Source organism: Georgenia sp. Z1344, from assembly GCF_049856295.1.
GTDB lineage: Bacteria > Actinomycetota > Actinomycetes > Actinomycetales > Actinomycetaceae > JB111.
Genome location: NZ_JBNDMZ010000013.1, coordinates 62,355 through 81,952 on the forward strand (window position 1 = coordinate 62,355; position 19,598 = coordinate 81,952).

At 75.6% G+C, this 19,598-nt stretch carries 14 protein-coding genes; 9 read left to right on the forward strand and 5 right to left on the reverse strand.

The features are described 5' to 3' along the window. Positions 1 to 30 precede the first annotated feature (30 nt). A complete protein-coding gene (locus ACPYO6_RS14400; protein WP_425715460.1) occupies positions 31 to 1,056 on the forward strand; it encodes a general stress protein in 1,026 nt (341 codons plus the stop codon). Next, a complete protein-coding gene (locus tag ACPYO6_RS14405) occupies positions 1,053 to 1,907 on the forward strand; it encodes a sugar phosphate isomerase/epimerase family protein (protein ID WP_425715461.1) in 855 nt (284 codons plus the stop codon). The genes ACPYO6_RS14400 and ACPYO6_RS14405 overlap by 4 nt, the downstream gene beginning before the upstream one ends. Before the next feature lie 8 nt (positions 1,908 to 1,915). Here the strand turns inward: ACPYO6_RS14405 and ACPYO6_RS14410 are convergent, their stop codons facing one another. Continuing rightward, complete coding sequence (locus ACPYO6_RS14410) at positions 1,916 to 3,478, reverse strand: aminopeptidase P family protein (protein ID WP_425715462.1); 1,563 nt, start codon at positions 3,476 to 3,478, stop codon at positions 1,916 to 1,918. Positions 3,479 to 3,610: 132 nt separating this feature from the next. On the opposite strand from ACPYO6_RS14410, the gene ACPYO6_RS14415 reads away from it, so the two are divergent. Beyond that, entirely contained in the window at positions 3,611 to 4,477 is an 867-nt protein-coding gene (locus tag ACPYO6_RS14415; protein WP_425715463.1) for a PHP domain-containing protein, read from the forward strand. After that, positions 4,474 to 5,100, forward strand: coding sequence for a MarC family protein (locus ACPYO6_RS14420; protein ID WP_425715464.1), 627 nt, complete (start codon positions 4,474 to 4,476; stop codon positions 5,098 to 5,100). The genes ACPYO6_RS14415 and ACPYO6_RS14420 overlap by 4 nt, the downstream gene beginning before the upstream one ends. Before the next feature lie 85 nt (positions 5,101 to 5,185). Here ACPYO6_RS14420 and ACPYO6_RS14425 read toward each other — a convergent pair whose 3' ends face one another. Further along, entirely contained in the window at positions 5,186 to 6,832 is a 1,647-nt protein-coding gene (locus ACPYO6_RS14425; RefSeq protein WP_425715465.1) for a DEAD/DEAH box helicase, read from the reverse strand. Between the two features lie 175 nt (positions 6,833 to 7,007). After that, positions 7,008 to 7,232: a DUF3107 domain-containing protein gene (locus ACPYO6_RS14430; protein ID WP_425715466.1), complete on the reverse strand. Its 225-nt coding sequence runs from the start codon at positions 7,230 to 7,232 to the stop codon at positions 7,008 to 7,010. 126 nt (positions 7,233 to 7,358) lie between these two features. Here ACPYO6_RS14430 and ACPYO6_RS14435 point away from each other — a divergent pair, with 126 nt between their 5' ends. From ACPYO6_RS14435 to ACPYO6_RS14445, 3 genes are all read left to right on the forward strand, one after another. Continuing rightward, on the forward strand, positions 7,359 to 8,276 hold the full coding sequence (locus ACPYO6_RS14435) for a DUF3152 domain-containing protein (protein ID WP_425715467.1): 918 nt from the start codon (positions 7,359 to 7,361) through the stop codon (positions 8,274 to 8,276). A gap of 182 nt (positions 8,277 to 8,458) precedes the next feature. Next, the gene (locus ACPYO6_RS14440; RefSeq protein ID WP_425715468.1) at positions 8,459 to 11,932 is read left to right on the forward strand and encodes a PD-(D/E)XK nuclease family protein; all 3,474 of its coding nucleotides are present in this window, start codon (positions 8,459 to 8,461) and stop codon (positions 11,930 to 11,932) included. Further along, positions 11,929 to 15,600 carry a UvrD-helicase domain-containing protein gene (locus ACPYO6_RS14445; protein ID WP_425715469.1) on the forward strand — a complete coding sequence of 1,224 codons (3,672 nt, stop codon included), beginning with the start codon at positions 11,929 to 11,931 and terminating at the stop codon, positions 15,598 to 15,600. The genes ACPYO6_RS14440 and ACPYO6_RS14445 overlap by 4 nt, the downstream gene beginning before the upstream one ends. A gap of 3 nt (positions 15,601 to 15,603) precedes the next feature. Here ACPYO6_RS14445 and ACPYO6_RS14450 read toward each other — a convergent pair whose 3' ends face one another. Both ACPYO6_RS14450 and ACPYO6_RS14455 read right to left on the reverse strand, forming a co-directional pair. Further along, a complete protein-coding gene (locus ACPYO6_RS14450) occupies positions 15,604 to 17,004 on the reverse strand; it encodes a phosphotransferase (RefSeq protein ID WP_425715470.1) in 1,401 nt (466 codons plus the stop codon). Positions 17,005 to 17,056: 52 nt separating this feature from the next. Then, positions 17,057 to 17,653: a TetR/AcrR family transcriptional regulator gene (locus ACPYO6_RS14455; protein WP_425715471.1), complete on the reverse strand. Its 597-nt coding sequence runs from the start codon at positions 17,651 to 17,653 to the stop codon at positions 17,057 to 17,059. A 64-nt stretch (positions 17,654 to 17,717) separates the two neighbouring features. On the opposite strand from ACPYO6_RS14455, the gene ACPYO6_RS14460 reads away from it, so the two are divergent. After that, positions 17,718 to 18,764 (forward strand): zinc-binding dehydrogenase, encoded by a 1,047-nt coding sequence (locus ACPYO6_RS14460; protein ID WP_425715472.1) that lies wholly within the window; start codon positions 17,718 to 17,720, stop codon positions 18,762 to 18,764. A 168-nt stretch (positions 18,765 to 18,932) separates the two neighbouring features. Then, a complete protein-coding gene (locus ACPYO6_RS14465; RefSeq protein WP_425715473.1) occupies positions 18,933 to 19,526 on the forward strand; it encodes a dihydrofolate reductase family protein in 594 nt (197 codons plus the stop codon). Positions 19,527 to 19,598: the final 72 nt, after the last annotated feature.

The window sequence follows — 19,598 nt, forward strand, 5'->3', positions numbered from 1 at the left end:
CCCGGCCGCGCCGGGCGGGATACTGGACCCATGTCGATCCAGAACCAGCCGCTCGGCGCGAGGGCGCTGTCGATCCCCACGGGGGTCCAGCTCGCCGCGTACTCCAGCTACGAGGATGCGCAGCGTGCCGTCGACCACCTCTCGGACACGGACCACGACGTGCGGCTCGTGTCGATCGTCGGCGAGGACCTGCGGCTCGTCGAGCGCATCACGGGGCGGCTCGACTACGGGAAGGTGGCGGGCTCCGGCGCGCTGACCGGCGCCTGGTTCGGCCTGATGATGGCGCTGGTCATGTGGCTGGTCATCGGGAACTTCGGGCTCGTCGACTTCGTCATCCCCGTGCTCGTGGGCGCGGCCTTCGGCGTGCTTCTCGGGATCGTCAGCTACGCCGTGCGCCCCAAGACCCGCGACTTCACCTCCTCGAGCACCGTGGTCGCCAAGCGGTACGTCATCATCGCCGGGCCGACCGTGGCCGACGAGATGCGTGCCGCCCTCCAGAAGGAGGGGCTGCTCGGCAACGCGCCGGCCGCCCAACAGGGTGCGGGGGCGTACGGCGCGGGGCAGGGTGCGTACGGCGTGTCCGCGCACGGGGCACCGCAGCACGCGGGCGGGCCGGCGGGCACGCAGGGTCAGGCGGGCGCGCCCGGACACGGCGGCATGCCCGGACACGCGGGCACCCCCGGGACGAGCGGGCAGCCCGACGGCGGTCAGGACGCCTGGACCCCCGGCGCGCGCGGCGAGGGTGCGACCGGCTCGCACCCCGCCGGCACCCACGACGCGGGAGCGTCGGTGCACGGGGGCCATGACGCCGGCACCCCCGCGTACGGGGCCGAACAGCCCGCGGGTGCCGAGGCCGGCGCGGACAGCGCGCCTCGTCCCGCCCCCGCCGGGTTCGAGCCGACGGCGGACGGGGCGCCCCGCTACGGCGCCCGCCTCGAGGACCTCACCCCCGACCAGCGGGCCCACGCCGAGGCCCAGCTGCGCGCGGCGGACGAGCACCGGGGGGCCGCCGAGAACCGGACGGCCCCCGACGCGGGCGGGCACGACCAGCAGTGAGCATCCCGGTCGGCCTCTCGACGGCCTCGGTGATGCCCGGGTCGGTCGAGGACACGTTCGCCCTCGCGGCCGAGCTCGGCTACGACGGCGTCGAGATCATGGTGCTCACGGCGCCGGAGTCCCGCGAGCCGCGGCTCATCAACGCGCTGTCGAAGAAGTACGGCATCCCGGTCCACGCGATCCACGCGCCCACGCTGCTGCTCACCCAGGGCGTGTGGGGCCGGGAGCCGTGGGACAAGGTCGACCGCTCGGTGGACCTCGCGGGAGAGGTCGGGGCCGGCGTCGTCGTGCTCCATCCGCCGTTCCGGTGGCAGAGGAAGTACGCCAGGCGGTTCGTCGAGGCCATCGCCGAGCGGGAGGCGGCCGGCGACGGCGTGCGGCTCGCGGTGGAGAACATGTTCACCTGGCAGGCCCAGGCCGGCGGCGCCCACCTCAAGGCCTACTCGCCGGGCTGGGACCCGACCGAGCACGACTACGGCTCGGTGACGATCGACCTCTCGCACGCGGCCACGTCCGGGATGGACGCCGACGCCACGATGTCGATGGTGCGGTCCCTGGGGGACAAGCTCGCCCACCTCCACCTCACCGACGGCACGGGCACGATCAAGGACGAGCACCTCGTGCCCGGCCGCGGCAACCAGCCGTGCGCCGAGGTCCTCCACCACCTCCGGGACACGGGGTTCTCCGGCTCGGTGGTCGTCGAGATCAACACCCGGTCCGTGTCCACGCTCCAGCGCCGCACGATGAACATGGAGTCGCTGCGGTTCGCGCGCGAGCACCTGGCGCCGGTGCGAGACGGTGCGGCGCCGGGAACGTCGTCGTCGGGGGAGTCCGGGACCTCCGGGGACTAGGCGGTCCGTCAGCCGCGCAGGGCGGCCATCCACTCCTCGATCGCCTCGGGGGTGCGCGGCAGGGCCGCCGACAGGTTCTCCACGCCGGTCTCGGTGACGAGGACGTCGTCCTCGATCCGCACGCCGATCCCGCGCATGTCCTCGGGCACCTTGAGGTCGTCGGCGCGCAGGTAGAGGCCCGGCTCGATGGTGAAGACCATCCCGGGAACGAGCTCCGCGTCGAGGTACATCTCGCGGCGGGCCTGCGCGCAGTCGTGGACGTCGAGCCCGAGGTGGTGCGACGTCCCGTGGACCATCCAGCGCCGGTGGTACTGCCCCTCCGGCTCGAGCGAGGACGCGGCGTCGACGGGCAGCATCCCCCACTCGGCCAGCCGGGCGGCGACGACCTCCATCGCCGCGGCGTGGACGTCCCGGAACCGGACCCGCGACCCGTCCTCGTTCACCCGCCCGGCCACCGCGAACGCGGCGTCGGCGGCGTCGAGCACCGCCCGGTAGACGCGGCGCTGGGGCTCGGTGAACGTGCCGTCGACCGGGAGGGTGCGCGTGACGTCGGCCGTGTAGAGCGAGTCGACCTCCACCCCGGCGTCGATCAGGACGAGGTCGCCCGCGCGCACCTCACCGTCGTTGTGGATCCAGTGCAGGGTGTTCGCGTGGTTGCCGGCGGCGGCGATCGTGTCGTACCCGATGCCGTTGCCGTCGAGCCGCGCCCGCGCGGCGAACGCGCCCTCGACGATGCGCTCGCCCCGCGCGTGCCCGGACGCGCGCGGAAAGGACCGGACGACGTCCTCGAAGCCCCGCGCGGTGGCCGCGACGGCCGCCCGCAGCTCGCCGACCTCCCAGGAGACCTTGACGAGCCGGAGCTCCGAGAGTCGCTCGGTCAGCTCGGCGTCGACCGTCTCGGTCCCCGTGAGCCCCGCCTGCGCGCGCACCTGGTCGACGAGCTCGGTGACGGCCTGGTCGGCCCCGCGCACGAGCCGGACCTGGACCTGGCCGACCCCGGCGTCCTTCGCCAGGTCGTCGCGCAGGGTGTCGATGTGGGCCGTGCGCAGGCCGGTGGCCGCCGCGACCTCCTCGAGGGAGGGGCGCTCGCCGACCCACAGCTCGCCGTACCGGGCGTCCGCGTAGAACTCCTCGGTGTCCTTGCCGGCGCGTGGGCGGAAGTAGAGGACGGCCTCGTGGCCGGCGGTCGAGCCGTCCTCGCCCGCCTCGGCCGGGTGCAGCACGAGCACGGAGTCCGGCTCGGTCGCCGATCCCCAACCCGTGAGGTGGGCGAACGCCGAGTGCGCCCGGAAGATGTAGTCGGTGTCGTTGCTCCGCACCCGCAGGTCGCCGCCGGGCAGCACGAGGCGCTCGCCGGGCAGGTCGAGCGAGAGCGCCGCGCGGGCCGTGGCCGCCGTCGCCGCCGAGGCCAGCCGCTCCGGGAGCGGCGACTCCCGCTCCTCCCACCCGTCCGCGATGAAGGCGCGGAACGCCGCCGAGCTCGGCCGCTGCGACCGGTTCGACCCCCGGTCCTCGACCGGCTGGTCGTCGGTGGGCGTGGTCGTCGGGTGCTCATCGGCAGCGGTCGTCATGCGCTCATCGTCCCACCGCCGTCAGGTGGCCGGGAACGGGGCCGGCCGCCGGTGACGGGCCCCGGCCCCGCCGTCCCCCGGTGAGGAGCGACGGCGTCGGACCGGCCGCGGCGCGCCTCGTACACTCCGTCCGTGACGACGACGCGCATCGACCCCCACACCCACTCGTCGGTGTCGGACGGGACCGAGACCCCGGGCGAGCTGGTGGCCGCGGCGGCGCGGGCGGGGATCGACGTCCTCGGCCTCACCGACCACGACACGACCGCCGGCTGGTCGGAGGCCGTCGCCGCCGCGCAGGTCCACGGTGTCGCGCTCCTACGCGGCATGGAGATCTCCACCCAGTTCGAGGGGCGCTCGGTCCACCTGCTGTCCTACCTCCACGACCCGGTGAACCCCGCGCTCCTCGAGCGCACCGAACGGGCCCGCAGCTCGCGCGTGGAGCGGGCCCGGGAGATGGTCGAGCGCATCGCCGTCGACTTCCCCATCACCTGGGAGGACGTCCTCGCGCAGGTCACGGACGGCGCCACCGTCGGCCGTCCGCACATCGCCGACGCCCTCGTCGCCGCCGGGCACGTCCCCGACCGCGACGCCGCCTTCGCCCCCGGCGGCCCCTGCGCCAACCGGACGAGGTACTACGTCCCGCACTACGCCCCCGACGTCCGTGAGGCGATCGAGCTCGTCCGCGGCGCCGGGGGAGTGCCGGTGATGGCGCACCCGGGGGCCGTCCGCGGTCGCGCGCTCCCGGAGGCAGGCATGCGCGGGGCGATCGAGGCCGGCCTGCTCGGCCTCGAGGTCGACCACCTCGACCACGACGACGACACGCGCACCGCCCTGCGCGCCCTCGCCGAGCGCCTCGACCTCGTCGTCACGGGCAGCTCCGACTACCACGGCACCGGCAAGTCCAACCGCCTCGGGGACCACCTCACGGCGCCCGACCAGCTTGCGCGCATCGTCGCCGCCGGCACGCTCCCGCTCGTGGTCCCGGGGAACGCCGGATGAGCGGCGTGGTCGACTGGACGATCCTGCTGTCCACGTTCGTCACGCTGTTCGTCATCATGGACCCGGTGGGCAACCTGCCCATCTTCCTCTCCCTCACCTCGACGATGACGGTCAAGGAACGTCAGCGTGCCGCGTTCCTCGCCACCTCGGTCTCGTTCGGGGTGATCGGGGCGTTCGCCGTCGGTGGGCCCTACATCCTCGAGTTCCTGGGCATCACGGTGCCGGCGCTCCAGCTCGCGGGCGGCCTGCTCCTGCTCCTCGTCGCGATGCAGCTGCTCACCGGCGCCGCCGAGGAACCCGGGCCGTCCGGGTCCGGTGCCGCCGTCGCGCTCGTCCCCATGGGCACGCCGCTCATGGCCGGGCCCGGGTCGATCGTCGCGGCGATGCTCGCGGTGCAGCAGGCGGACACGGCACCCACCCTGGTCGGCGTGGCGATCGGCATCGTCGCCGTCCACCTCGTCATCTGGCTGTCCCTGCGGTTCTCCAGCATCGTCCACCGCGTGCTGGGGGCGTCCGGGACCACGCTCGTTACCCGCCTGTCCGGCATGCTGCTCGCCGCCATCGCTGTCCAGCTCATGGCCACGGCGACGTTCGCGTTCGTCGACATGTACCTGGGTCGGTAGGACCGGGCACGACGACGACGACGCCCGCCCGGTGGTCCCGGGCGGGCGTGGTCGGGGCGGCGAACCGCCGAGTGGGGATCCTTCGTCAGTCGCTGGACGAGGCGGGGGCTGCGGAGCCCGACCCGTCGCCGCCCGAACCGCCGGTGCGACGACGACGGCGCCGCCGCGGACGACCCGAGCCGCCCTCGCCGGAGCCCTCGGACCGGGTGCCGCCGGAGCGCTCGGAGCGCGACCGGCCCTCGCCGCCGGAGCGACCGCCACCGTTCCGGCCGCCGGAGCGGTCGCCACCGGAGCGGCCACGGCCGCCGCCGGACCGGGCGCTCTGGCGCGAGCCGGCGGACTTGCCGGTCTCGCCGAGGTCCTCGACCTGCTCGGCGTCGAGCCCCGCGCGGGTGCGGGCGGAGCGGGGCAGGGTGCCGCCGGTGCCCTCGGGGATGTCGAGGTCCGCGTAGAGGTGCTCGGAGGTGTGGTACGTCTCGGGCGGCTCGGCCAGGCCGAGGCCCAGCGCGTTGTTGACGACCGACCAGCGGGGGATGTCGTCCCAGTCGACGAACGTCACCGCGGTGCCGGAGTTGCCCGCGCGGCCGGTGCGGCCGATGCGGTGGAGGTAGATCTTCTCGTCCTCGGGGCACTGGTAGTTGATGACGTGCGTGACGTCGTCGACGTCGATGCCGCGGGCCGCCACGTCGGTGGCCACGAGGACGTCGACCTTGCCGGTGCGGAACGCGCGCAGCGCCTGCTCGCGGGCGCCCTGGCCGAGGTCGCCGTGGATGGACGCGGAGGCGAACCCGCGGTCGGCGAGGTCGTCGGCCACCTTGGCGGCGGTGCGCTTGGTGCGCGTGAAGACGATCGTCAGGCCGCGCTCGCGGGCCTGGAGGATGCGCGCGAGCATCTCGACCTTGTTCATCGCGTGCGCGCGGTAGACGACCTGACGGATGGCCTTGACGGTCGCACCCGTGTCGTCGGGGTCCTGCGCACGGATGTGGGTGGGCCGCGTCATGTACCGCCGAGCCAGCGAGACGACGGCGCCCGGCATCGTGGCCGAGAACAGCATGGTGTGGCGGTTCGCGGGGGTCCGCGAGAGCAGGGTCTCGACGTCGGGCAGGAAGCCGAGGTCGAGCATCTCGTCGGCCTCGTCGAGGACGACCGTGGACACCGAGCTCAGGCGCAGCACCTTCTGCTTGAGCAGGTCGATGAGGCGGCCCGGCGTGCCGACGACGACCTCGACGCCGGCCTCGAGCGCGGCGATCTGCGGCTCGTAGGCGCGGCCGCCGTAGACCTGGACGATCCGCACGGACCGGCGGCGCGAGGCGGCGACGAGGTCCTCGGCGACCTGCTTGGCGAGCTCGCGCGTGGGGACCACGACGAGGCCCTGCGGGGCGCCGGGGTCGAGCAGCTCGTCGTACCCGTCCTCGCCGGGGGCGACCGTGTGCTGGAGCAGCGGGATGCCGAAGCCGAGCGTCTTGCCGGTACCGGTCTTGGCCTGCCCGATGATGTCCGCGCGCTTGAGCGCGACCGGCAGCGTGAGCGCCTGGATGGGGAACGGGTGCGTGATCCCGACGTCGCGCAGGGCGCCGGCGATCGGCTCGGCCACGCCGATGTCGGCGAAGGTCTGCTCGACCGCGGCGGGCACGGTGCCGGCGTCGGTGATGTCGGGGGTGGCGGCGTCGATCTCGACGGGCGCGTGGGCGCCGGAGACGTCGACGACGCCGGAGGTGGCAGCGGTGGTCATGATCCTTCTTCGGTCGATCGGTGGGCGCCGGTTGGCGCGGGCAGCCGATCGCACACGAGGCAGGGCGCAGAGAGGCGCCCGAGGATTCACAAGGACAGCGACCGGTCATGCCGGGACGGGACCGACCATACTCCCCGCGCCGCCGAGGGGCGGGCGCGGGGGAGTGGCACCGGACTCAGCTGAGGCCGAACCCCACGCGGCGGTCCTCGACCGCGCCGATCTCGATGTGGCCGATCGCGGCGGCGGGGACGAGGTAGCGCTTGCCCTTGGAGTCTGTGACGTCGAGCGGCGCGTCCGTGGCGAGCGCCTCGCGGACCGACGCGACGAACGCGTCCTCCTCGGAGTCGATCTCCACGACGACGTCGCGCATGCTCGCCCGCATACCAATCGTGACCTGCATGGATGTCCCTCCGTCCGGCCCGCTGCGGCGGGCCTCGAGCGTGCGTGCGTGGCACCGTGACGGTGCCCCGACATCGTAAGCACGCTCACTGACAACGGTGGCGGCGGGCTGCCAGGATGGACGACGATGTCCACCTCCAGACGACGTTCGACGCTCCTCGGCGCCCTCGGGTGCGCCGCGCTGCTGACGGCTCCGGTCCTCTCCTCGCCCCTGACGGGCGCAGCGCCGGCCGTCGGGGCACACGCCTCCGACCCCGCCGCCGTCACCGCGCACGCCCCCGCGCGAGGCGCGGGCGCCCGGGACACGACAGCCCAGGACACCACCGTCGCGAACGACTCCGACGCGTCGGGCACGCCCGTGCTCTCCCCCCTCCTGCCCGACGACGACGACGATCCCACCCTCTTCGAGCTCGTCCGGCTCCCCGAGACCGCGCGGTCCGCCGCCGACGACCTCCCCGAGGGCGTGGACGAGGACGCCTACGCCGCCGGCATCCGGGGCGACCTCGCGGGCGCGGAGGGCTCCGGCTCGCTGCGCGTCGTCGAGGGCGCCGAGCCGGCCCCCCGCGAGGCGGAGCACACCTACCGGGTGCGGGTCGAGGTCGAGCGCGGCCTCCCGATCGACCGCGAGGCGTTCGCGGACTACGTGATGACCACGCTCAACGACGACCGCGGCTGGGGCCACGACGGCTCGGTCGCGTTCGAGCGGGTCGACGACGCGGACGCGGACTTCGGCGTCACGCTCGCGGACGGCCCCCTGAGCATCGAGCTGTGCGAGCCGCTCGACGTGGGCGGCATCTACTCGTGCGGCCGCAACGGCCGCGCCGTGCTCAACGCCGACCGGTTCGGGGAGTCGATCGAGCCGTTCCTCGAGGCCGGGGGCACGCTGCGGCAGTACCGGGAGTACCTCGTCAACCACGAGGTGGGCCACCTCATCGGGCACCAGCACGTCGACTGCCCGGCCCCCGGGGAGCCCGCGCCCGTCATGGTCCAGCAGTCGATCAGTCTCCAGGGCTGCGTGCCGAACGCCTGGGCCGCCGAGGAGTAGACGCCCGCGCGGATCCGGCCGGGAGGCCGGACCGGGTGTGCGCCCGCGGGCCTGATCGCGGACGGCGTCCTGGGCTCCGCGTGGGCCCGGACGTGGACGGCTCCTCGAGCTCCCTGACCGTCCGTGCGCGGACCGCCCCTCGGGCGCGCCCGGATGTCGGACCTGCGTGGTTGCATGTCCGCATGCCCTCCCCGGTCCGTCCTCGGCTGCGCCTCGACACCGCCCCGGAGGCCGCCGAGGTCCCGCTCGCACCGGCGGCCCGCGCGGTGGCGGACGAGGTCGCATCCGGTGCCGGCCCGCACCTCCTCGTGCTCGGCGCCCCCGGCTCGGGGCGCACCACGCTGGCGGTGCGGACGGTCGTCGAGGCCGCCCGCGCCGGACGGCGGGTCGCGCTCCTCAGCCCGTCGCGCCGGGTCGCCGGCCGGCTGCGGGACGAGGTCGCCCGCCGCGCCGGTGCGCACGACGACGCGGTGCAGGTCGTCACGCCGACCTCCTTCGCGTTCGCCCTCCTCAGGCAGCACGCCGCCTACTGGGGCGGCGCCGAGCCCGCACTCCTGTCCGGGCCGGACGAGGACGGCATCCTCGCCGAGCTCCTCGAGGGCCACGCCTCGGGCGAGGTGCGCGGGCCGGGCTGGTCGGACTCCGTCCCCCAGGAGGCCCTCGCCCTGGACGCGTTCCGCCACGAGCTGCGCGACATCCTCGCCCGGGCCGGCGAGCTCGCCCTCGAGCCGGAGGACCTGCGCCTGCTCGCCGCGCGGCACGACCGCCCCGCCTGGTCCGCCGTGGCCGCGGTCCTCGAGGAGTATCGCGAGACCCTCGGGCACCAGGACGACCCGGACGACGCCCCGACCCTTGGCGGCCGCGGGGCGGAGCGTCGCTTCCGGCGGTACGACTCCGCGCGCCTGGTGGACGAGGCGGCGCTCGTCCTCGCCTCGTGGCACCTTCCGCCGATAGGCGTGCGCGCCTCGGCGACCGACGTGCCGCAGACGCCGAGGTGGGACCTCGTGGTGGTCGACGACTACCAGGACGCCACGCGCTCGACCGCCCGGCTCCTGCGCGTCCTCGTGCGGGACGGCGCCCGGCTCGTCCTGCTCGGCGACCCGGACGTGGCCGTGCAGACCTTCCGCGGCGGCAGCCCCTCGCTCGTGCGCGAGGCGACGGCGGGGTACGCCGACGGCGGCTTCGGGGCCGAGGTCCGGCTCCTGCCCGAGGTGCACCGCGGCACGCCCGCGCTCCGGTCGGCCGTAGCCCGGCTCGCTGAACGGCTCCCCGCCGGGGGACCGGGCGTGGCCCGACGCCGATCGCACGTCGCCGGTGCGGACCGTGATGCGGCCGGTGCCGCGCGCGGTCGCCGTCCGGTCGCCGCGGCCGGAGGTGTGGCGGCAGACGATGCGCCGGCCTTTGGCCCGCCGGTCGAGGTGCTCACGCTGGGCTCCGCGGCGATCGAGGCCGACGCGATCGCGGACGCCGTGCGGCACGCGCACCTCGTCGACGCCGTGCCCTACGCGCGGTGCGCCGTCATCGTGCGGACGAGCGGGCAGGCGAGCGCGATCCGGTCCCTGCTCGGGGCCCGCCGAGTCCCGGTCTCGCCGGGCCGCCTTGGTGCGCTGCGCGACGAGCCGGCCGTCCGCCCGCTGCTCGCCGCCGTACGCGCCGCCGCGGAGGGCCCGACGGGCGCCGCCCTGCGCGACCTCATGCTCTCGCCCGTCGGCGGGGCCGACCCGGTCACGCTGCGCCGGCTCATGCGCACCCTGCGGGCGGCCAGCGAGGCCCGGGGCGGCGCGATCGACTCCGACACCGTGCTCCTCGAGGCCACCCGGGCGGTCGAGACCGGCGGCGTCGCGGCGCTGCCCGGATCGATGCCCGCGCCCTTGACCGACCCGCTCGAGCGGGTCGCCCGCGTGATCGTCCGGACCCGCGAGGCGCTGGCCGGCGGCGCGGGACCGACGCCGATGCTGTGGGCCGCCTGGGACGCGTCCGGGCTGGCCGAGCCGTGGCAGTCCCGGGCCATCGAGGGCGGTGCCGGCGCCGCGCAGGCGCACGCCGACCTCGACGCCGTCCTTGCCCTGTTCTACGCGGCCGAACGGTACGAGTTGCGCGGCGCGGGCGCCGGCGCGCTCGGGTTCGTCGACCGGATCGAGAGCCGGAAGGTCGCCGAGGACACGCTCGCGGCGCAGTCCGGTCGCCGCGACCTCGTCGAGGTGCTCACGCCCGCGCAGGCGGCGGGGCAGGAGTGGGACCTCGTCGTGGTCGCCGGACTGCAGGAGGACGTCTGGCCGGACCTGCGCCGGCGCGACACGATCCTCGGCAGCCAGGCACTCGTCGACGTCGTCACCGGCCGCGGCGACGGCGCCGACCGCTGGACCGAGGCGCGCAAGGAGGTCCGTGACGACGAGCTGCGCCAGCTCGTCCTCGCGGCCTCGCGGGCCACCACCCGGCTCCTCGTCACCGCGGTCGACGGCCCCGACTCGGGCCCCTCGCTCTTCCACGAGCTGCTCGCGAAGGACGCGGCCGGGCCCGGCGAGGAGGGGCATGACCACGGCGGAGCCGACGCCGTCGAGGACGCCGCGGCCGGCCGTCCCGGAGAAGCGGGCGGGAGCGGCGGGTCCACGTCCGCTGCACCGGGACGGACGACGGCGGGCCAGGCGGGACGTTCGTCGTCGGGCGCCGTCCCGGGTTCCGGCCCCCGCCCGGCGGACCGTGAGCAGCTCGTCGCCCGGGACCTGCGCGAGCTCGTCGCGCGGCTGCGCCACCGACTCACCGCCGACCCCGGCGACGCCGACGCCGCCCGGGTCCTCGCCCGGCTGCGGGCCGAGGGCGTGGCCGGCGCGGACCCGCGGGGCTGGGCGCTGGCCCACGAGCCGACCACCGACGCGCCGCTGCGTTCCGGGGACGAGCCCGTCACCGTCAGCCCGTCCGCGATCGAGTCCGTCACCACCTGCGGACTCAGGTGGGCGCTCACCCGGTTCGGCGGGCGCGGCGCCGACTCCGGCAGCCAGGCGCTCGGCACGCTCGTCCACGAGATCGCCGAGCAGCACCCGCACGGGACGCACGACGAGCTCCGCGCCGCCCTCGACGCCCGCATGGACGAGCTCGAGCTGGGAGAGGGGCTCGCGGCCGACCAGGAGCGAGCCAAGGCCGAGCGGCTCATCGAGAAGCTCGCGCAGTACACGGCGACCGACGCCGAGGTCAGGACCGAGGTCGACGTCGACGTGGTGGTGGGCGACGCCCGCATCAAAGGGCAGATCGACCGGCTCGAGACCCAGTCGGACGGCCGGGTCGTCGTCGCCGACCTCAAGACCGGCAACCACATCTCCCAGGCCGAGGCGGACCAGCACGCGCAGCTCGGCGCCTACCAGGTGGCCCTGCTCGAGCAGCACCGCAGGGGCGAGGGCCCCGAGCCCGCCGGTGCCCGGCTCGTCTACCTGGGGACGAGCAACGTTACGGTCGCCAAGCGGGAGCAGGAGGCCCTCGGCGCGCCGGAGGGCACGTGGGCGCACGAGCTGATCGGGCAGGCGGTCACCGAGATGTCGGGGTCCGCCGTCCACGTGCGGACCAACAAGTACTGCGGGTTCTGCGAGGTCAGGACGTCGTGCCCGTTGCAGACCTCGGGCCGGCGCGTCGGCGGGGACGGGACCACGGAGGAGAGCACATGAGCACCCACGGAGCGCACGGGCACGGGGCCGGCGACGCGTCGGGCGCGGGTGCGGCGTCGAGCGAGGGTGCGGCCTCCGGGACGAGCCCGACGTCGGAGACCGCCGTGACGCCGGAGGACACCGCCCGGCTCCTCGGCAGCCGGTACCTGCCCACCGCCGAGCAGGCGGCCGTCATGGCGCACCCGATGGAGCCACAGCTTGTGGTGGCGGGCGCGGGCTCGGGGAAGACCGAGACGATGTCGCTGCGCGTCGTCCACCTCGTCCACGCCGGGCTCGTGCGTCCCGACCAGGTCCTCGGCCTCACGTTCACCCGCAAGGCGGCCGGTGAGCTCGACGTCCGCCTGCGCGAGCGGCTCGGCACGCTGCGGCGGGCGCTCGGGCAGCGGCGGACCGAGCCGCGCGACGACCTCGAGGCCGAGCGCCCCGAGGTCAGCACGTACGACTCGTTCGCCGGCGCGATCTACAAGGACCACGCCCTGCGCCTCGGCCTGGACCCCACCGCGCGGCTCATCACCGCGGCCGAGACCTACGAGCTCGCGCACCGGGTCGTCGCGGGGTGGACGGGCCCGCTCGTGCACGGCGCCGACGCCGCGCTGTCCACCCTCGTCAAGGCGGTGCTCTCCCTCGACGCGGAGATGACCTCGCTGCTCGCCTCGGACCTCACCCCCCGGCTGCTCCGGGAGGAGCTCGAGGCCACCGCGTCGACCCTGCTCGAGGCCCCCGTGTCCGGCCGCAAGAAGGGCCCGAGCAAGGAGGTGAAGGACGTCGCCACGAGCCACCTCGCCCGGGTCGAGCTCCTCGAGATGGTCGAGGCGCTGCGGGCGGAGCGGCGGGCGACCGGCGTGGCCACGTTCGCCGACATCGCCGACGCCGCCCGCCGGATCGTCACGGAGATCCCCGAGGTGCGCGACGAGCTGCGCGCGCGGTACCGGCTCGTCCTGCTCGACGAGTACCAGGACACCTCCGTGGCCCAGACGGACCTCCTCGCTGCGGCGTTCGGCGGCGGGTGGCCCGTGACGGCGGTGGGCGACCCGCACCAGTCGATCTACGGCTGGCGCGGCGCCTCGGCGGCGGCCCTCGACGAGTTCCCCGAGCGGTTCGGCGGCGCCGAGCCCGCCACCGTGCGGAGCCTCGCGGTGTCCTGGCGCAACGACCACGCGATCCTCGACGTCGCCAACGCCGTGGCCGCGCCCCTGCGGTCCGGCGCCGGCCGGGACCTGCCCACGCTCGGCGCGCGGCCCGGTGCGGGCGTAGGCACCGTCCTCGGCGCCTGGTTCCCGACCGACGTCGACGAGGCGGAGGGGCTCGCGCACGCGCTCCGGCAGCGCTGGTACGAGCCGTTCCTCGCCGCCGAGGCCGCAGAGCCGGGCACGGGCCCGACGGCGGCGGTCCTCACCCGGACGAACGCCCAGCTCGCCCTGCTCGAGGACGCGCTGCGGCTCGAGGGCGTGCCGTGCCGGATCGTCGGCGTCGGCGGCCTGGTCACGCGCCCCGAGATCCTCGACGTGCGGGCGGCACTCGCCGTCGCGGTCGACCCCACGCGCGGCGACCAGCTCGTCCGGCTCGTCACCGGGCTCGGGCTGGGGCTGGCCGACCTGCGGACCCTGTGGGCGTGGGCCGGGCACATCGCCCGGCTCGGGCTGCGGCAGGGCGCGGAGGCCGGTGCCGACGGCTCGGGTTCCGACGGTGCCGCGGCGGGCGCGGTGCCGGTCGACGGTCCCGGTGGGGCCGCCGGGGTCGGGCCGGGTTCCGGTGCGGACGCGAGCGACGCAGGCGCCGACCGCGACGAGTCCGCCATCGACCCGCGCCAGGAGCAGTCGCTCGCCGAGGCGATCGACCACCTGCCGCGCGACGCGTTCGCCTCGGCCGGGCACGAGCTCACCGAGGCGGCGCGGGGCCGGCTGACCGAGCTGTCGCGGGCGCTGGCGCGCATCCGGTCCGCCGTGCGACTTCCCGTCCACGACGCCGTCGGCGTGGCGGTCGAGGCGCTCGGGCTCGACCTCGAGGTCGTCGCGGCGTCCACCGAGGACCCGGCGACCGCCCGGGCGGGCCTCGACGAGCTCGTCCGCATCGCCCGGACGTACGCCGCAGGTGTCGACGGCGCATCGGTGGCCGGCTTCCTCGGCTACCTCGACCGCGCGGAGGAGCAGGAGAACGGCCTCGGGGACGCGCCGGACGGCACGGAGGCCGAGGACGCGCAGCGCGGCGTCGTCGAGCTGCTGACGATGCACCGGTCGAAGGGACTCGAGTGGGACGTCGTGGCGATCCCGAGCCTCTCGCTGAAGTCGTTCCCCAAGGTCGACGGGTCGACGAGGGACGGGCCCGAGGCATGGGTCCCGACAGCGTCCGCGTGGCTCACGGACAAGGGCAAGCTCCCGGCGAGCGTCCGCGGCGACGCCGACCGGCTGCCGCAGCTCGAGCTCACGGGCGCCGTCGACCAGCACGGGATGGACGACGCGATCGAGGAGTTCAAGCGGGCGGCCGGGCAGCACGCCCTGACCGAGGAGCGCCGCCTCGCCTACGTCGCCGTCACCCGCGCGCGCAGCGAGCTGCTGCTCACCTGGGCGAGCTTCACCAAGGAGACGACGACGGAGCGGTTCCGCTCGCCGTTCCTCGACGAGGCGGTCGACACCGGCGCGGTGGTGGCGCTCGAGGACCACGTCCTCGACCGGCCCGAGGACGCCCCCACCGAGAACGCGCAGATCGGCCGTGTCCGCGCGGGCACCTGGCCGCTCCCGCCCGAGCAGCAGGGAGCCGCGGCGCGCCGCAGCCGGGCCGCCGCCCACGCTGTGGAGGCGGCCGCCGCGGGGCCGACCGACCTCGACGACGGCGCGGACGCCTCGCGCTGGGACCGGGCGGCCGCGCTGCTGCTCGCCGAGCGCGACGAGCTGCGCGCGCGCCGGGGCGAGGTGCCGCTCGGCGAGCACCTCGCCGCGACCGGCCTGGTCTCGCTCGCGAGCGACCCGGAGTGGTTCGCGCGCCAGATCCTCCGGCCGATCCCCCGGGCGCCGCGCCGCGAGGCCGACCTCGGTACCCGCTTCCACGAGTGGGTCGAGCACCGGTTCGAGTCGGAGGTCCTCACCGGGCTCGTCCCGGACCTCGACGACGCCGAGCGCGGCGCACTCGGCCTCGACCCGGACGTCGGGGACGCGGACTCGCTGCTCGGGGGTCTCGCCGGGTCGACCGGATCGGCGGACGGTGCCCGGGCGGGCGGCGGCGCCGGGGCGGACGGCGAGGACCCGGTGGCGACCTCGGCGGCGCCGGACGACGAGCGCGAGCTCCGCCGGCTCCAGGAGGCCTTCGAGTCCTCCGCGTGGGGGAGCCGCCGGCCGACCGCGGTGGAGGAGCCCGTCGAGGTCCGGGTCGGGCCGGTCGTGCTCCGGTGCCGGATCGACGCCGTCTACGCGAACGACGACGGCACGGTCGAGATCGTCGACTGGAAGACCGGGCGCGTGCCCGGGGTGAAGGATCGGGCGGCGAAGCTCCTGCAGCTCGACGTCAACCGGCTCGCCTGGTCGCGCGCGAAGAACGTCCCGATCGAGGACGTGCGCGCGCACCTGTACTACGTGCTCCACGCCGAGACGATCCCCGCGCGGACCGACGGCGAGGCCGAGGTCGAGGCACGGATCAGGTCAGCGATCGAGAACGGGGTGCGGATCGGCGCGTAGGAGTCAGATCTCGCGGCCCTCGCGCCGCCACTGCTCATACTCCTCGGTGAGGTCGGCCGTCGCGGCCGTCGGCTCCGGCACGCCGGGCGTCTCCGTGGGCTCGCCCGGGTGGACGTCGAACGCGGGCCACGCCTCGGTGTCGAGCCGGGCCCCCGAGCCGTCGTCGCGGGGAGCGGGCGCGTCGCCTCCCCGGTGCGCGTCGTCGTCGGGGCCCGCTCCGTGGGCCGCTCCGTCCTCACCGGGCTCGGGCCAGAACGACTCCCCGACGTCGGCCGCCGCGTCGACGTCGACCCGGCCGTGCCCCCACGGGTCGTCGTCGGTCCCGCCGCCGTGGCCGTGCTGCGCGGGAGCGTCCCCGTGCGCGTCGGACCCGCCCCCGTTCCCGGGCCCCCCGGCCGCGGCGGCGCCCGCCAGGGACGAGCCGGAGGAGACCGGGCCCGAGGAGGCCGAGCGGCCGAGGTGCTCGCGCATCTCGGCGCCGATGGACGGGGCGTCGGCGACGTCGCGCGCGAGCTCGTCGAGCATCTCCCGGGCGTCGCCGACCACCGCGTCGTCCTTCGTACGCAGCCCGAACATCAGCCAGCGGGTGAGCAGCAGCTCCGACGCGAGCTGGGCGCGGTCGAGGAGGAACGGGTCCTCCGGCGCCGCCGTGTGCCGGGCGTAGGACGCGAGGACCTCGTCGACGCTGTCGGGCTCGACGGACGTGACGAGCCAGGCGAGGTCCTCGGCCGGGTCGCCCACGTGGGCGTCCCCGAACTGGGACATCGCGACCACGCGGTCCTCGGACGCGCGCACGAGCTCGGCGTCGAGGTCGCCGTGGACGACCGTCGTGGCGGCGGGCCACAGGTCGTCCGACTCGAGGGCCGACTCCCAGCGGTGGACGAGCTCGGCGGGCAGGTGACGGGTCCGGGAGGCCTCGTCCACCTCGGTGAGTCGGCGCGCGCGGTAGGCCGCCATGTCGTAGACGGGCAGGCCGGCGCTGCCGACGAGGTCGGTGTCGAGGGAGTGCAGCGCGGCGAGGGCGCGGCCGAGGTGCTCGGCGAGCGCCGGGCTCTCCTCGACGTCGCGGGGGTCGATCGCGCGGCCGGGCAGCTCGCGGGAGACCATGGCGCGGCCGCCCTCCGGGAGGACCGTGAAGCCGGCGGGCCGCTCGACGTCGAACGGCAGCTCCCCGGCGTCGACCCGCTCGCCGAGCCGCTCGAGCAGGGCGACCTCGCCCTCGAGGGACGCTCCCGCGGCCGCGGTGCGCGGCATCCGGACCACCCAGTGGCGACCGCGGGCGTCGAGGACACCCGTGGTCTGGAAGTCGGTGGTGGCGCGGACCGGGGGTCGGGTGGCCACCACGTCGAGCCCCGGCACAGCCAGGGTCGCGAGCGCAGCCAGAGCGATGGGCGAGCGAGTCACGCGCCCACGTTAGGCGCTGCCCCCGGGGGCGGTGGGGCTGGCGCGCCGCCGCTCAGCCGATGTCCGGGCGTGCCGAAGCACTCACCAGGGCGGATGCACTCCGCAGGGCCCCGCCCACGGGATCGACCTCGGGAAGGGCGCCGAGCAGCGCGAGCGCGCCCTCGTGCAGGCTGGCGAGCGTGAGCGCGAGGTCGCGCGGGTCGGCCAGCCCGGCCTCCGTCGCGAGGCGTTCGAGCAGGTCGAGTAGCCACCGCTTCTCGTCGGCCGCCACGGCGTGCGCGGGGTGGTCCGGGTCCGGGAGCTCGGCGAGCGCGTTGATGAACGCGCAGCCGCGCGGGCTGGTGGTGGACCACGCGACGAGCGCGGCGAAGGGTGCGACCACACGCTCGACCGGAGACTCGGCGTCCGCGACCGTCTCCTCGACCAGCGCGCGCCACCGGCGGTCGCGGTCACGGAGGTACGTGGCCACGAGGACCTCCTTCGAGCCGAACCGGTCGTAGAGCGTGCGCTTGGTGACGCCGGACCGCTCGGCCACGAGATCCACGCCGACGGCCGTGATCCCGCGGTCGTAGAACAGCTGCGACGCGGCGTCGAGGATCCGCCGCGCCGCGGGGGTGAGGGTGTCGATGTCGAGGGGGGTTGACCTCACTGATCTGTGAACCATAGTGTCGAAGTCTAGTTCACCGATCGGTGAAGTCTGGGAGGAGGAGACCATGTCGGAGGAGACGATGGCCGCGGCGGTGCTGCGTCGGCACGGTGGTCCGGAGGCGGTCGAGCCGGCGCGGGTGCCGGTGCCCGTAGCCGGGGCCGGCGAGGTGCTCGTGCGCGTCGGCGCGGCGGCGCTCAACAACACCGACCTGTGGACGCGGGAGGGCGCGTACGGGAGGCCGGGCGACCCGGACGCCCGATCGGGCTGGCGCGGGCCGATCGGCTTCCCGCGCATCCAGGGGGCGGACGTGGTCGGGACCGTGGTCGGGCGTGGTCCCGGCGTCGACCCCGCGCTGGAGGGCCGGCGCGTCCTCGTGGACCCGGCGATCTACGACGGGGGCGGCGACGACGCGCATCCGGTGGGCCTGCTCGGGAGCGAGTGCGACGGCGGGTTCGCCGAGTACGTCGCGGTCCCGGCCGTGCGCGCGCATCCGGTCGACGACTCGCCGCTGACGGACCCGGAGCTCGCCGCCCTGCCCACCGCCTACGGGACGGCCCTCGGCATGCTCGAGCGCGGCGGTGTGACGGACGGCGAGACCGTGGTGGTCACCGGCGCGTCCGGCGGCGTGGGGCTCGCCCTCGTCCAGCTCGCCGCGGCGCGCGGGGCGGACGTCGTGGCCGTGAGCAGCGGCAACGAGGACGTCCTGCGGCAGGCGGGCGCGCGGGCCGTGGTGGACCGGCGCGCCGGGACCTGCCCGGGCGCCGACGCGGTCGCGCCCGGTGGTGCGGACGCCGTCCTCGACGTCGTCGCCGGGACGGGCGTGGCCGACGGGATCGAGAGGCTGCGCGACGGCGGGCGGTGGATCGTCGCCGGCGCCCTCGCCGGCCACGAGCTCGCGGTCGACGTCCGCCGCCTCTACCTGCACAACCGCAGCATCGTCGGCTCGAGCATGCACACCCCGGCGCACTTCCGCGCCCTCGTGGCGATCGCGCGGGCCGGGAGCGTGCGGCCCGTGATCGCCGCGACGTACCCGCTGGCGGACATCCGCGAGGCGCAGGACGAGCTCGCGTCGCGCCGCCACGTCGGCAAGCTGGTGGTCGACTCGATCTGACCGCTCCTGTCCGGCGGAACGACGCGGGCGCTATGTTGAGTGCGGCTCGTGATCCTCGCTCGCCGGTGCCCCGGTCGGGCGGGTGAACGTGGCGGCGGCCAGGGTCGCGGGTCGACCGGTCCGGCGCGTCGGCGCGGCGCGTCCGCGGGAACGAAGGGCGAGGAAGCCATGAGCGCGACCTACACGATCGACCTCTTCACCACCCTCGACGGCTACGGCTCCTACGGGCCCGGAGGCGACTGGGGCGGCTACTGGGGCAAGCAGGGCCCCGAGCTCCTCGAGCATCGTCGAGCGTCGTTCGACCGCGACCAGCGCATGGTGTTCGGTGCCACGACCTTCACGGAGTTCGTCGACATGCTCACGGACCCTCCACCGGGGTCCGAGGCCCTCGACCCTTGGGTGACCCGCATGCGGGACACCCCGGCGACGGTCGTCTCCGCCACCCTGGCGGGCCCCGTCAACTGGCCGGACGCGACGATCGTCGCCGGGGACGGCGTCGAGGTCGTCTCCCGCCTCAAGGAGTCGTCCGACGTCCCGCTCCGCTCGCACGGCAGCCTGACGCTCAACCGGTCCCTGCTTGCGGCGGGCCTCGTCGACCGTCTGCAGGTGACGCTCTTCCCGGTCGTCTCGGGCGTGACGGGGACGAGCCCGATCCTCGCCGGCGCACCGGACCTCGACCTCGAGCTGCTCGAGAGCACGACGCTCGACGGCCGCACCACGGTGCTCGTCTACCGCCCCATCCTGCATCCGGCGAACCGCTAGCCCGGGCCTCCCGGCGGGCCGGGGTCGGGACCGTAGAGTGCGCCCACCCGCTCGTGCTTTATACCCTCGGGG

Bases quoted from the DNA above. Each gene is read 5' to 3' on its own strand.
- ACPYO6_RS14445 (WP_425715469.1), top strand. From the start codon at position 11,929: ATGAGCACCCACGGAGCGCACGGGCACGGGGCCGGCGACGCGTCGGGC.
- ACPYO6_RS14435 (WP_425715467.1), top strand. From the start codon at position 7,359: ATGTCCACCTCCAGACGACGTTCGACGCTCCTCGGCGCCCTCGGGTGC.
- ACPYO6_RS14430 (WP_425715466.1), bottom strand. From the start codon at position 7,232: ATGCAGGTCACGATTGGTATGCGGGCGAGCATGCGCGACGTCGTCGTG.
- ACPYO6_RS14460 (WP_425715472.1), top strand. From the start codon at position 17,718: ATGTCGGAGGAGACGATGGCCGCGGCGGTGCTGCGTCGGCACGGTGGT.
- ACPYO6_RS14410 (WP_425715462.1), bottom strand. From the start codon at position 3,478: ATGACGACCGCTGCCGATGAGCACCCGACGACCACGCCCACCGACGAC.
- ACPYO6_RS14440 (WP_425715468.1), top strand. From the start codon at position 8,459: ATGCCCTCCCCGGTCCGTCCTCGGCTGCGCCTCGACACCGCCCCGGAG.
- ACPYO6_RS14400 (WP_425715460.1), top strand. From the start codon at position 31: ATGTCGATCCAGAACCAGCCGCTCGGCGCGAGGGCGCTGTCGATCCCC.
- ACPYO6_RS14425 (WP_425715465.1), bottom strand. From the start codon at position 6,832: ATGACCACCGCTGCCACCTCCGGCGTCGTCGACGTCTCCGGCGCCCAC.
- ACPYO6_RS14420 (WP_425715464.1), top strand. From the start codon at position 4,474: ATGAGCGGCGTGGTCGACTGGACGATCCTGCTGTCCACGTTCGTCACG.
- ACPYO6_RS14465 (WP_425715473.1), top strand. From the start codon at position 18,933: ATGAGCGCGACCTACACGATCGACCTCTTCACCACCCTCGACGGCTAC.